General features: G+C 65.0%; 7 protein-coding genes and 1 pseudogene. 2 read left to right on the plus strand and 6 right to left on the minus strand.

Annotated features, from left to right (window positions below):
• The 5 genes and pseudogenes from H537_RS43355 to H537_RS43365 all read right to left on the minus strand — a co-directional run.
• A pseudogene (locus H537_RS43355) lies at positions 1-375 on the minus strand (hypothetical protein); the annotation flags it as partial.
• Positions 376-773: 398 nt separating this feature from the next.
• Complete coding sequence (locus H537_RS56515) at positions 774-2393, minus strand: methyl-accepting chemotaxis protein (protein ID WP_084150706.1); 1620 nt, start codon at positions 2391-2393, stop codon at positions 774-776.
• A 212-nt stretch (positions 2394-2605) separates the two neighbouring features.
• Positions 2606-5194, minus strand: coding sequence for a PAS domain S-box protein (locus H537_RS0115700; RefSeq protein ID WP_028998665.1), 2589 nt, complete (start codon positions 5192-5194; stop codon positions 2606-2608).
• A gap of 472 nt (positions 5195-5666) precedes the next feature.
• A complete protein-coding gene (locus tag H537_RS0115705) occupies positions 5667-9149 on the minus strand; it encodes a PAS domain-containing protein (RefSeq protein ID WP_169517013.1) in 3483 nt (1160 codons plus the stop codon).
• Positions 9150-9342: 193 nt separating this feature from the next.
• Positions 9343-9654 (minus strand): addiction module antidote protein, encoded by a 312-nt coding sequence (locus H537_RS43365; protein WP_051242721.1) that lies wholly within the window; start codon positions 9652-9654, stop codon positions 9343-9345.
• Positions 9655-10361: 707 nt separating this feature from the next.
• Here H537_RS43365 and H537_RS49340 point away from each other — a divergent pair.
• A complete protein-coding gene (locus H537_RS49340; RefSeq protein ID WP_051242722.1) occupies positions 10362-11525 on the plus strand; it encodes a GGDEF domain-containing protein in 1164 nt (387 codons plus the stop codon).
• Between the two features lie 35 nt (positions 11526-11560).
• Positions 11561-11773, plus strand: a complete 213-nt coding sequence (locus H537_RS0115725) for a hypothetical protein (protein ID WP_028998668.1) — start codon at positions 11561-11563, stop codon at positions 11771-11773.
• An 87-nt stretch (positions 11774-11860) separates the two neighbouring features.
• On the opposite strand, the gene H537_RS43375 is transcribed toward H537_RS0115725, so the two are convergent.
• Positions 11861-13858 (minus strand): response regulator (locus H537_RS43375; protein ID WP_211235020.1); only part of this gene is annotated, 1998 nt, incomplete at its 5' end.

The raw sequence follows: 13858 nt of genomic DNA on the forward strand, positions 1-13858 counted from the left end.
GGAGATGGTGGTGAACGGCACCTGGCGCGGCAGCCCAAGAACATAGCCGGCCAGCACCCCGCTCATGCCAAAAGCTGCCAGGGCTGCAGTCCACTTGCGCTGCGGCGCCGCACCGAGCAACCGGACATGCGCCTCATGACTCCAATGCGGCAGACCGAAAGCCAGTGCATTGGCCAGCACGAACGTCAGGAACAGCGGTGCACGCCCACGCAGGAAATAGAGCAGGAACGCGCCGCCGACCGCGGCCATCGCCTTGCTCCACGCCACGAGAGCGGCCCGGTACTCGGGCACTGCACGCGCAAAGCCCAGGAACACGACAGCCATCAGCAGCGCGAGGAAACCCAGCGAGAACAGCAGCGTGTGCGGGTCCAGCACGCGAGATTCAATAGGAGCCACTGGCAACCACCATGGTGTGCATTAACGCTCGAGGCAGCCAGGGCATGTTGCCATTCGCCGCTGACACCGCGAACAGGAAACTGCAGCCATGACATCAGGCAGTTGATCAAGAAGCAGCCTGACCATCAGCATCCCAGGGCCAGTCAGCACACGCCAGCGCCGCTGGCTCCGGATAAGCCGACCACCGCGCAGCGGTTGCAGCCAACAGTACAACCAGACCCGGCACGAACAAGTGCCAGCAGTCGGAAAACGTTCGGCGGCACCGTGATTTTGACAACGCAGTGCATTCGTCGATACCCAAGGGTGCCAAGGGATCAATCATCTGGGGCGGTGAAATCGTCAGGTCTCGCACTTGTCGCGCGGCCGGCTCTGCGCCGCTATGCACCATCCCATGCATTGGAATTGACCGTCACCCTGGGACCGTGCCCAGAGCCCTTGCCGGCGAGCTTGAACACGGCCACGGTGCCAACCAGTTGTTGGGCCTGTGATCTCAGGCTGTCCGCGGCCGCGGCGCTCTCCTCGACCAGCGCCGCGTTCTGCTGCGTGGTCTTGTCCATCTCGAAGATGGCCTCGCCGACCTGGGCGACACCGGAGCTTTGCTCGGCGCTGGCCGAGCTGATCTCGCTCATGATGCCGGTCACGCGGCGGATGGACGACACCACTTCGCTCATGGTTGTGCCCGCGCGGTCGACCAGCTCGGTGCCCTGCTCCACGCGCTCGACACTGGCCTGGATGAGATCCTTGATCTCCTTGGCCGCCTGGGCGCTGCGCTGTGCCAGGTTGCGTACTTCGCCGGCGACCACCGCGAAGCCGCGGCCTTGCTCGCCTGCCCGCGCGGCCTCCACGGCGGCGTTGAGCGCCAGGATGTTGGTCTGGAACGCGATGCCGTCGATGACACCAATGATCTCCGCAATCCTTTGCGAGCTCTCGTTGATGTCCTTCATGGTGGCAACTACCTGGTTCACCACCTCGCCACCCTGCGCAGCCACCTGCGATGCCGTCATCGCGAGCTGGTTGCCCTGCGCCGCGTTGTCGGCGTTTTGCTTCACCGTGGCAGCCAGCTGCTCCATCGAGGCCGCCGTCTCCTCCAGCGCGGAGGCCTGCTCCTCGGTGCGGCTGGAGAGATCATTGTTGCCCTGTGAAATCTGGCCCGAGGCCGACGCCACGCCTTCGGCATTGGAGCGCACGGTGGCCACGATGGTGGACAAGCTCTCCTGCATGCGCTTGAGCGTGGCAAGCAAGCTGTTGTGGTCGCCGGGACGCAGCGTGATGGGCACGCTCAGGTCTCCATCCGCGACGCGCCGGGTCACTTCGGCAGCGTCCCCGGGCTCGCCACCGAGCTGCCGGGTGATGGCGCGCACGATGACGGCTGCCAAGCCCGCGGTAAGCACAACAGTTGCGCCAAGGAGTGCCGCCGTCCAGAGCTTTGCCGACTCATACGTCTGCTTGGCAGCTGCAGCGGACTCCGCGGAGCCCTGATCGCTGATCTCCACGAGCTTGCCGATCTCGGCCGCCATGGCATTGAAGGCCGAACGCGACTCGCCCCGGAACAGGGATCTGGTCTCCTGCATGGCGCTGTCGCCGTTGCGCGAGACTTCAAGCAGCCTGGCCTGCACGGCAAGGTAGGCATCACGGTGCTTCCTGAATGCCTCGTAGCCTGCGCGTTCCTGCGGTAATGTGATCAGCGATTCGTACGCCTTTTGCTTTTCGGCGAAGGCGCTCCTGATCTCGGCCATGCGCTGTTCGACCGTGGCCATTTCCGACGCTTCCACCGAAATCACGTGGTCCGCCTCCTGGCGGCGCAGTTGGTTGGCGGCAGTACGCATCTCGCCGAGTACCTTGATGGCAGGCAGCCAGTTCTCGGCGAGATCCTGCGTGCGGGTGTACATGCTGGAGAGCTGGACAATCGCGAAACCGCCCACCACCATCGTCAGCATGACCAGGGCTGCGAAAGCCATGCCCAGCTTGGTACCGAGTTTCATCGAATGTCTGTTCATGCGACTGCCGGCCCTGGATGCCCGGTCAGGTATTACCTGGGCTCAATTTCGGCACCAGCGCTTTTGACTTGAGGCAAATTCATGCGGCCGCCTACCGCCGGCAACAGCACTTGATCCATGTCAAGCGTATGGCGCTCGGCGGAGCGTGCATCCTTTCGCTGCGGTCAGCACGAATTGACGGAAGGCGATGTGCCTGAATGCGGTTTTCCGAGTCACTCCACCACAGGCAATTTCACAGTGAAGCTGAAGGTGCTGCCCTGCCCAGGCTCGCTGGTGACGTCCAGACAGCCGCCCATCAATTCCGCGAGGCGGCGCACGATGGACAATCCCAGCCCCGTACCACCAAAGCGGCGTGTCGTCGTGGCGTCGGCCTGTGTGAACGGCTGAAAGATCGTGGCCTGCTTTTCGCGAGGAATGCCGATCCCGGTGTCCGAAACCTCGATGCGCAGTGTCGATAGCGGTGACCAGGAATCATCGCGTCCTTGTTTTTCCACCATGAGCTGGGTTGCCCGAAGCGTGACGGCGCCCGCGTCGGTGAACTTCACTGCATTGCTCAGCAAGTTGGCCAGGATCTGCTTGAGTCGTGTCACGTCGCCCACGAGGCGCTGCGGCAGCGTCGAGTCCAGTTCGACGTCCAGGCGCAGTTCTTTCTGTGCCGCCTGCATTTCCACGATGGCACGTGCGTGCTGCAGCAGTGCAGGCAGATCAAACGGCGCCGACTCCAGCTGCATCTCGCCGGCCTCGATCTTGGAGACGTCGAGGATGTCGTTGACCACGGAGAGCAGATGCTCGCCAGCGGCGTTGACATGGGTGACAAACATGCGCTGGCGCTCGTTGAGATTGGTTTGCACGAGCAACTGGGAAAGCCCGATGACGGCGTTGAGCGGCGTGCGGATCTCATGGCTCATATGGGCCAGAAACGTGCTCTTGGCCGCAGTCGCGGCCTCTGCCTGGCGGGTGCGCTCGCGCAGTTGCTGCTCCAACGCCTTGCGCTCGGTGACATCGGTCACGATGCCCAGGAAGCCCAAAGGCCTGCCTTGGGTGTCACGCAGCACGCTCATGTTGAGCAACGCAGGAAACCGCGTGCCGTCAGCCCGCACGAAGGTCCACTCGTTTTGCTCATCCGTCGCAAGGGCCTGCGGCTCGGCCTGCTTTTGATCGTCCGGCAAGACCTCGGACAGCCCAGTGGCCAAGGTACGCACTTCCATCGGTATGACGTGAAGGCGCTCGCGAACCTCATCGAGGTCATGAAAGCTCAGCACCGGGCGTCCCCGGGCTTGCACTTCTGAGATACGCAGCATCTTCTGGGCAGCCGGATTGAGCGCAATGATGTTGTTGGCCAGATCCGTGATCATGATGCCGGTGGCGGCGCTGGCGAAGATGGCCCGCTCACGTGCCGTGATGGCCTCGAGCTCGGCTGTGCGTTGGCGCAGAGCCTGCTCCATCGCCTTGCGTTCGGTGAGGTCGGTGATGACGCCCATGAAGCCCACGGGCGTGTCCGGCTCGTGGCGCAGCAGGCTCATGCTCAACAGCCCGGGGAACCGGGTGCCGTCCGCGCGCACGTAGGTCCACTCGGTCTGCACGCCAGGTTGGTCCGGCTCTGACGCGGTGCTGTTGTGGACGGCCTGACTGGGCCTGTCAGGAAAAGTGTGATCCCGCTTGATCCTTGGAAACAGGGAGGCCCTTGCCTGCACTTCCCCGGGGTCATGGAAGTCCAGCATCGGCCGCCCCACTGCTTCCAAGGCCGAGAGGCGGAACATCGTTTCAGCCGCCGGATTGAAAAGTGTGATGCGCCCGGCAAGGTCAGTGGTGAAGATGGCGCTTCCGGCGCTGTCCAGCAATGCACGCAGCCTGGCCGTTTGCTGGTGTACTTGCTGCTCCAAAGTGGCATTGAGCTCGCTCAGGCGCGTCTCGGCCGCTTTGCGCTCGGTGATGTCTCGCGCAATGCCCAGCAGTCCCGTGATGCGGCCGTCCGCCGCCCTTAGCGGAGCCCTGATGCTGAGGAAAATGCGCGTTTCGCCCCGGCTGGCATCAAACAGGGTTTCCTCGTTACGCAGGATCACGCCCTCATGCAGGATGCGCTGGTCCTCTGCAGCAACCACGTCGGCGAACTCTGTTGGCAGTGCATCGCGGGTCTGTGCTCCGATGAGCGAGTCGCGAGAGCGGCCGAGCACGGCCGCCGCAGCCGAGTTCACGACCACCCAGCGGGCTTGCCTGTCCTTGGTCCAGATTGGATCGGGCGCACATTCGATCAGCTGTTCCAGCAGCTCGGCCGTGTGTTGGACCTGGGCCTCGCTTTCGCGCACGGCTCGCTCCGCGCGCACGCGGCGGGTAGCTTCAATAGCGGTCACGAACACGCCTACCACGGCGCCCACATCGTCGCGCACGGGACTGTAGGAAAACGTGAACCATGCGTCCTGCGGCGCACCAGCACGCGCGATGGGATAGTGCGCGCCTTTGAAGAGAAACGACTCTCCCCTCCAGACCCGCTCGTAGATCGGCCCAGTGATGTGCCGCATCTCGGGGCAGCACTCACGTGTCGGCTGTCCCAGGCCGCCGGGATGTCTCACGCCCATGAGCTCGCGGTAGCCGTCGTTGTAGATCTGGACGAGTTCAGGTCCCCAGAGCACCGCAGCAGCATGGGGGTGTTCGAGCACAAGCTGCACCGTCGTGCGCAGGATCGCGGACCACTGCTCCACGGGACCAAGCGGGGTGGCCGCCCAGTCATGCATGCGTACGCGCTGCGCCATCTCGCCGGAGGCAAACGGCCAGCCGCCGGTCTCGTTGTTTGCTCGATTCATAACTGCGCGGCAGCCTAGCCGGGGCCGGCATCACGCTCCATCAGTAATGGTGCTTGTTTAACCAGAAGAATTTCTCGGTTATCCGCGTATGCCACTTGTGACTTTATCAACCTGTCTAAAGCAGCTCCTGGATCCGATCGGGCGCGTCGCCGACGCCGTCTCTCGTACCCGGCCGCTGGCGCTGCTGCTACCCGACTGGGGTTGCGCTTCGGCTGTGAGTACACGCTGACGCAGCCCTCACGGGTGCAGCGCATCATCGGCGTGGAAATCGGCGACGCCACCTCGCGCACCCTGCTCGATATAGCTTCCTATAAGGTCGCGCAACGGCGTCAACCGTGGCGTGCGCAGCTTGAGCCGCAGTATGCACACCGGACGCCGGGCGGTGAGATCGGGGGACCGTTGTCGTCCAAAGACACTGAAAACGGGCCGCCGAGGAAATGCAGCGCCTGCGAGCATGTGCCCAGCTGCAATTTCAATCTTGGTCCCGAGGCACCTCCAGCGTCAGCTTTACGCTGAAGGTACTGCCCTGACCCTGCTGGCTCGCAACCTCCAACGTCCCACCCATCATGTCCACCATGCGCTGCACGATGGACAGGCCCAGCCCCGTGCCGCCAAAGCGCCGCGTGATGGAGCTGTCAGCCTGCGTGAACGGGTCGAAGATGCGCTCCAGGTGTTCGGGTGCGATCCCGATGCCCGTATCCACCACATCGAAGCGCAATGCGGCCAGTTGGCCGTTGCGTGCCAGCTGCCGCACGCGCAGCGTCACACTGCCGCTGGCCGTGAACTTCACCGCGTTGGACAGCAGGTTGATCAGGACCTGGCGCAGCCGCAGCGGGTCGCCCGTGAGGCGCGAGGGCACGTCCGGCGCGACATCGGGCGCCAGCGTCAGGGACTTGGCAGCGGCTTGTGGCGCCACCAGCGCCATCACCGCGCTGAGCAGCGGCAGCGGCTCGAAAGCGACGGACTCCAGCACCATCTCGCCGGCCTCGATGCGTGAGAGGTCGAGCACGTCGCTCACCAGTGCCAGCAACTGCTCGCCAGCAGCGTGGATGTGGTCCACGAAGCGGCCAATGTCCTGCGGCATTGCGCGCTGCTGCAGCAACTGGCTCAAGCCGATGACGGCGTTTAGCGGCGTGCGCAGCTCGTGACTCATGTGCGCAAGGAACGCGCTCTTTGCACGGTTGGCGGCCTCGGCCTGCGCCGTGCGCCGGCGCAGCGCGTCCTCCATGGCCTTGCGCTCGCTGAGGTCTGTGATTGCGTACACCGTACCCAGCACATGCGAGTCCTCGCTGTGCAGCGTGCGCGCCTGCAGCAGCACTGGCACGCGCATGCCGTCGCACCGCAGCAGCGGCCACTCGCCGCTCTCGCCGCCTTGCGGGCGCACCATGAACAGCTCCGTTGCGCCGAGCTGGGGACCGGAGTCGACCTCCATGGCCTGCTGGCGCGAGCGCAGCTCCGCGGGGTCAAAGAGCAGCTCCGCGGCCGGGCGGCCCAGCACCTGTGCCTGGGCATGCCCGGTGAGCGCCTCAGCGGCGCGGTTGAAAAGCGTGATGCGCCCATCCTTGTCGGCAACCACGAGAGCGGTGCCCGCGCTGTCGAGGATGCCCTGCAGCTGGGCCGTGCGCTGGAGCACCTGCTGCTCCAACATGGCGTTGAGTCCGACCAGTTCACCTTCAGCGGCTTTGCGCGCCGTGATGTCGATCGAGGCACCAATGATCCCGATGACGCGGCCCTGGGCGTCCCGGAAAGGTGCTTTTGTGGAAAGCCAGACCACAGGGGGACTGTCTGGCGGTGTCACCACCTCCTCCACCTGTTGCGCCTCGCCGCTGTCCATGATGCGGCGGTCGTTGGCCATCACGGCCTGAGCCTGGCCCTTGTCGTCGAGGATCTCTAGATCGGTTTTGCCGAGGTAGAACTCTGGCGGCTTGCCGACGAGGTCGCTCACGCCCCGGTTGGCGACCAGCATCCGTCCGTCACGATCCTTGACATATACGACGCCCGGCACAGCGTCCGCAAAGGCACGCAGCAGGCTTATGGCCTGATCACGCTCAGCCTCCAACGTCCGGCGGCGCTCGATGTCGAGCAGGACGCCGGGAAAACGCAGCGGCGCGCCGTCCTCGGCCAGCTCCACGCGGCCGTTGGCCTCGATCCAGCGGTAGACGCCATCGCGGCCTCGCACGCGGTACTCGTGGCTGTAGGGCCCACCGCGCGCAAGGGCGTCATCGATGGCCGCGCGCAGCCCGGGAAGGTCCTCGGGGTGCACGGTGGCAAGCAACTGCTCCAACGACAGCCCCGTACAGCCCAGCGCAGGGTCGACGCCGAAGCTTTGCGTCAAGCGCTCGTCCACCGTGAAAACATCGGTGGGCAGGTCCCACACCCAGGTGCCGATGATCGCCCCGGCCGCCAGCGCCAGCTGCACCCGCTCCGCGACGACGCGTGCCTCTTCGTTGCTGCGCGCGAGTGCTGTCTCGGCCTCGCGCGCCGCTGTCATGTCCGTCAACGCTTCCACCACGGCTATTGGACGGCCTTGGCTGTCGCGGCGAAGCGCCTTGCGAGCAGCAACGACCAGTTCCCGGCCATCGCGGGTGGTGTGGCGCAGGTCGCCCGCCCACTCGCCCTCGCGTTCCAGCACCGCCTGTACCTCGGACAACGGCACAGGGAAGATGGTGCACAGCAGTTCTTGCGCGTTGCGGCCTACGGCCTCCTGGGCCGTCCAACCGTAGAGGCGCTCGCAACCCTTCGACCAGTAGCGAATTGCTCCGTCGTGGTCACGCACGAACGCCACTGCCAGGTCCAGCGTCGCAGTTCGCTCTGCCAGCGTCCGGCTGCGCGCCTTGATTGCAGCTTCAGCGTGCGCAAGACCACGGCGCAGCAGTTCCAGTTCCTGCACGGAAGCCGGGGCAAGAGCGGCCGCAGACGTGTCGGACGTGCCCGCTGCGAGTGCCGCGGCATGGCGACCCAGCTCGTGCACGGGGCGCAGCACCTTGCGCGCGGTCAATACAGCGAGGACACCTGCGGCCAAGACAAGAGCGCCGCCCCCCACCGCCAATGCCAGCGCCGGACCGTGCCAGGCAGAGGCGAATACGGATGCAGGCTCGGCGACGAACACCCGCCAGTCCTTGGCTGCCGGGACAGCCTGGAATGCGACCACCCGCTCCAGGCCATCGAGCGTCTGCGCTTGAAACGTTCCAGAAGTGCGGCCTTCATACTGCGCCCGCACGCCGGCTGGGGCCAGCTGGCCGGCAAGCCGCTCATGCAGCGTGTCCGATCGCGCGACAAGGACGCCATGCCTGTCGGCGATGGAGGCAACGGTGCCAGGCGGCAGCCCCTGCGCAGCCAGCAACTCCTGCAGCCGCTCAGCCGTGAGCCGTACTGACAGCACGTAAGCGACACGACCTGTGCGCTCCACCGGTACCGCCACACCGACAACCAAGCGGCCTGAGCTCGTGCTGCGAACGAGGTCCGTGACGAACGGACGGCCTGTGAGAACCACGGACTTGTAGTTGGCCGCTGAAACAATGTTGGTCCGCGCGTTAGAGGGCAGTGCAGTGTTGACGAGCTGGCGCATCGTCGCACCCTCGACCAGCACAAGCGGCGTTCCCAGGGCGTGAGCTGCGCGGCGTGCCTCCATCTCGAAGGCAGCCAGGTCGGGCACTGGTCCATCAAGACTGCGCGAGGCTGCAAGAACCGTCGCGGCACTCCAATAGCCGCCGATCTCCCGATCCACGGCCAACGCGAGAGCGGCTGCCGTGTCCTCCAGCCGCGCCTGCGCTGCGGCCTGGCCTGTGCGCACCGCACGCCACGTCGCGTAGCCGCCCACAGCCAGGGCGGGCAGCAGGACGGCCAGCAACAGCGTGAGCAGGAGGGCCTTGAGCCGCCAGCGTGGCAGTCCGAAGGATGGCGGCCCAGCCAAAGACGCTACAAGAGCAGCCGGCCGGATGCGAAGGTCGCTCATGGTGGTGGTTCTCAAGCCGTCAGGCGGGGCATGGTGGTGCGCGGATACCAATGGCTGTGGAGTCATCGGTGGAGCCCATGGCCAGGCAAGGCGTGGAGCTTGTTCATCTCATGCCGCGGCCTGCGGCAATGGAAAACGTGGCCGACGCGCACAGGCGCCCTGAACATGCAAAAATTTTCCTTGCCGTCTTGCGTCAGCGCACGGTGTCAATGGGATGCGCGGTCAACTTGACTCCGAGCGCAACGCAGACCCGCACAATCGTGTCAAATCGGGGGTAACTGTCCGGGCGCAAGGCGCGGTACAGAGCTTCACGCGACAGGCCGGCGTTCCGGGCGACCTGGGCCATGCCACGTGTGCGCGCCACGTCGCCCAGCGCAGCGGCAAGCCCCGCAGCATTGCCCGCCTCAATGAAGCTGGAGAGGTACGCGGCGGTGGCCTCTGCATGCATGAAAAGCCGCACTGCACTACCCGAGGGAGGAGTGGCGTTGTCGCTGCCGGTAGTCATGGCCGACGTGCTTGCGTGACCCGTGCGTACATCCATGGCCGGAGCACGGCCTCACCCCCATGGAGTCGCCGACCCATGGAGTGCAATTGCGACAGAAGAGAGCGGACAGCAGCACACACAGCGGCATTGTGACCGACCGGTCACAGCGCAGTGAAAATTGCCTCGCACGCGACTGCGCAGCGCGTGGAGCGATTCACGTAATCCGCACCGCATGACCCTTCCATGTCTCAAGAGCAGCAGTGCAATCCACCGCCTCAGGAACAGCCGGTCGTGCCCCGGGTGCGCCAACGACATCGCGCCTCAAGCCAAGACCTTCGTCAAGGCACTGACATCGGTCTCTCCCTCCCGAGGACGTTCAGAACCGGGGTTATCGCAGTTTGTCTAGCGTGACTGGTTGTTTCTTTGTTTTCCAGAAGTGATGTCATCCGCGTTAGGTTGTGCTGCGACACCATGGAGATTCATGCCCGCGGCTGTTGGGAGATGGCGTGCTACATCAACGCCTTGGTACATAGCCGCCGGGCCCGGCCTCTTGCTGGCAGCGCGCCATGACTTGGATCAATCCAGCGTTGGCGCCATCAAACAGCTGCGTGAAGCTGTGACTTGTTCACCCCTGGTCGTCATCAACAAGATGCGCCGTTCACCGATAGCAGGTGTGTAAACGCTATCGGGGATTCGGCAGCTTGCGCTGTCTCGTAGCCCCTTGCCTCATGCTCCATCGCATTGCCTGGGTCCTGCGCCTGCCCCAATTCCTGGCCCTGCTGATCCTGATCGGCATGGGCGTTGTGCTCTATGGCGTCCTGGTGGACTCGGAGAAAGCTGGCCGCTGGGTCGAGCGCACGTACCGAGTCATTGGCGACATCGAGTCGGTACGCATGGAATCTCTGCGCTGCGAAAGCTGGCTGCGTGATCTCATGCTGAACGCAAACAAGGACGCTCTGGAGCAGGCAAGATCTTCGGCGGAAAGGGCGACACAGGCCGCTGGGCGCTTGGTCATCCTCACGGCAGACAACGATCCACAGAGCCGTACCGTGCAAGCAATTCAGGCAAGGCTATCCGAAGTACAGGAGCAGTACCTCCACGCGGCCGATGTCGCCGAACACCATGACCTGGCAGTGTCACAGCCGCTGGTCGCTGCACGGGTAAATAGCAACTCGGCCCATGAACTGCACAACCTTCTGAACCAGGCGGAAGCCGTCGAGCGGAGCTTGCTCCAGATCAGGTCTTTCGAGCACAACGAACGTTTGGACCTGCTCAAGAAGCTGTTGGCTGGTGAAGCTCTTGCGTTCATGGCCGTCATGATCTGGACCATCAGGTACACGGAACACCTGCTTCGCACAAACCGCGTCAAGAGCGACGCGGTGCGCGACCCGCTGACGGGCCTTCTCAACCGCCGAGGGCTGGAACATCAGTTGGCCGCGTTGGTGTGCGAACCTCGCGGCCACGACCACTGCCGGGCTGTCGTGATGTTCGACCTTGATGATTTCAGGTCTATCAACGACCGCTACAGCCACGCGGCCGGCGACCAGGTGCTGCAGAAAGTCGGCTCACGGCTGCGACAGCAGTGCTGGGTGGGCGACGTGGTCGCACGAATCGGCAACGACAAATTTGTCGTCGTCCTGGCCTCCATTGCTTCTCATCACGAGGCTGTGGCGATGACACAGCGTGTCCGCAATGCATTGATGGCGCCCATCCCACTCGGTACTGCAGTCGTGCGCATCGGTGTGTCCGTCGGCATCGCGATGCTGCATCACGACGGCCATGACGTAGAGGCGTTGCTGTCAGTGGCCGATGAAAAGATGTACGAGGCAAAGGAAGCCGGCAAGCGGCAGGCATCAACCAGCACTCATATTCTTGAGCCTGTCGGTGGTTGACCTCACCGACTCGCATTTCCTGTGTTCAAGCTTGTTTGCCGCTGCTGCTGTTCGGCCCCGGCTGCCTGGCTGACGGCTCGCTGCAGCAGGATTTGCTGGCCGACTGGCCGCCGGTGATGAGGCAAGAGCCGGGGGCTGGCAGCGCCGGTGCGGCGGCCTCGGCGCTGTTACGCCAGCCAGCAAGCATCATGAAGCAGATCAGCACTCGAGGCTCGGCGCTTGAGACCCGGAGCGCACGCTGGCGCTGAGCGACCCGGACGAGCCGCCCGCGGTAGCGAAGTTGCAGCCACACCTGTGCAGCACCGCTGCCGGCGCCAGCGTTCCTTGGTGACGATTCAAGCAACCTTTGCGGCTGGCAACCATCTCAGCAACGTCGCATACAGCCGCGCGGGCTCCACCGGCTTGGCGACGTGATCGTTCATGCCGGCATCCAGGCAAGCCTGCCGGTCCTCGCCGAAGGCATTGGCCGTCATGGCGATGATGGGCAAATGCGCTCCGATGCGCTGGCGAATCTGACGCGTGGCCTCCAGGCCATCCATCACCGGCATCTGGATGTCCATCAGCACCAGATCATAGGATCTGCTGGTTACCAGATCCAGTGCGCTGCGCCCGTTGTCGGCGGTCTCGACCTCCAGCGACGCAGCGCGCAGCACAGCGGATGCCACCGCCTGGTTGACGAAGTGATCCTCAACCAGCAGCACACGCTGCCCGCTGTGCTGCGCGCGCAGCAGCGCCTCGGCTTCTTCCCGGGAGAGCGCCTCGGTTGCGGAACCAACCGCCGCCGCGGCCTGTAGGCTGATCTGTCGAGCCCGGCCTAACCAGGCGGTGAACCAGAACGTACTGCCGTCGCCCGGCACACTGTGCAGCCCGACTTCCCCGCCCATCAAGGCGGCCAAGTGGCGAACCAGCGCCAAGCCCAGGCCGGTGCCGCCATGGCGCCGGGTGGTCGAGCCATCGGCCTGCTCAAATGCCTCGAACACCGCTTGCTGGCGCTCCAGCGGGATGCCCGGCCCGGTGTCCTGTACCTCGAAGCGCACCAGCAGCCGCTGCGCGTCCTCGCGCAGCAACCGGCCGCGCAGCGCCACCGCCCCGCGCGCGGTGAACTTCACCGCGTTGGACAGCAGGTTCAGCAGCGCCTGCGACAGCCGCGTGGGATCGCCGTTCAAGCGCTTGGGCAGGTCGTCGGTGTCCAGGGAAAACTCGAGCCCCTTGTCGGCCGCTAGGCCGCGCACCATCGCCAGCGACCGGCCCAGCAACTCGTCAAGGTCGAACTCGCTGTCCTCCAGCACCATCTTGCCGGCTTCGATCTTGGAGAGGTCCAGGATGTCGTTGAGGACCTGCAACAGGTGCCGGGCCGCTTCCTGGATCTGATCAAGTCGCTGTTGCTGCAGCGGGTCCTGGGGCTCCCGCAGCATCAGGTGCGTGAGCCCAAGGATGACGTTCATTGGCGTGCGGATCTCGTGGCTGGTGTTGGCCAGGAACGCCGTCTTGGCCGCGTTGGCCACCTCAGCCTGGCGTGTGCGATCACGCAATTGCTCCTCCAACGCCTTACGCTCGGTGAGGTCGGTCAGCAACACCAGGAAGCCCATGGCCTGCCCCTGCGCATCGCGCAGCACGCTCAGGTGCAGCAGCCCGGGGAACGAGGTGCCGTCGTCGCGTACGTACGTCCACTCATTGCGCGGGCCTTCGCCCGGGCGAGCCCGCTCAGGCAGCAGGCCGGCGATGAGCGCCGCGGGCATGCGCGCCCCCTCCGCCTGGACATCGGGCGGGAAGAACTGCGCCTTGTAGGTCAGCTCCTCGGGCTCGCAGAAGTCCGTCACCAGGCGCCCCAGCACCTGCTGCGCCGGGCAGCGGAACATCGCCTCGGCAGCCGGATTGAAGGAGGTGATGCGCCCTTCCAGGTCGGTGGAGATGACGGCGATGCGGGCGCTCGCGACGATGGCCTTCTCGCGCTCGCTCAGCGCTTCGAGCTCGGCGGTGCGCTGGCGCACCTGCTGCTCCAGCAGGTCGCGTGCGGTGCGCTGCTCATGGATGTCGGTGGCCGAGCCAAACCAGCGCACAGCCCGTCCTTGTCCGTCCAAAACCGGCTCGACCCGCAGCAGGTGCCAACGGTACTGGCCGTCATGCCGGCGGATGCGGTGCTCGTGCATGACCGGCCCGGGCTCGGCCAGGGCACGCTGCCAGGCCGCCTGGGTCGCAGGCAGGTCGTCGGGGTGGATGCTGGCTGCCCACCCCTCGCCCGTGCTGTTGGTATCGCTCAGCCCGGTGTACTCGTGCCAGCGCTTGTTGTACCAGTCCACGTGGCCGTCGGGCAGGTTGCTCCACAGCAGGTC

The sequence above is a fragment of the Azohydromonas australica DSM 1124 genome (genome assembly GCF_000430725.1).
Classification (GTDB): Bacteria; Pseudomonadota; Gammaproteobacteria; order Burkholderiales; family Burkholderiaceae_C; genus Azohydromonas; species Azohydromonas australica.

Coding starts and splice junctions, on each gene's coding strand:
- H537_RS43365 (WP_051242721.1), bottom strand. CDS start 9,654: ATGACTACCGGCAGCGACAACGCCACTCCTCCCTCGGGTAGTGCAGTG.
- H537_RS0115705 (WP_169517013.1), bottom strand. CDS start 9,149: ATGAGCGACCTTCGCATCCGGCCGGCTGCTCTTGTAGCGTCTTTGGCT.
- H537_RS49340 (WP_051242722.1), top strand. CDS start 10,362: ATGCTCCATCGCATTGCCTGGGTCCTGCGCCTGCCCCAATTCCTGGCC.
- H537_RS0115700 (WP_028998665.1), bottom strand. CDS start 5,194: ATGAATCGAGCAAACAACGAGACCGGCGGCTGGCCGTTTGCCTCCGGC.
- H537_RS56515 (WP_084150706.1), bottom strand. CDS start 2,393: ATGAACAGACATTCGATGAAACTCGGTACCAAGCTGGGCATGGCTTTC.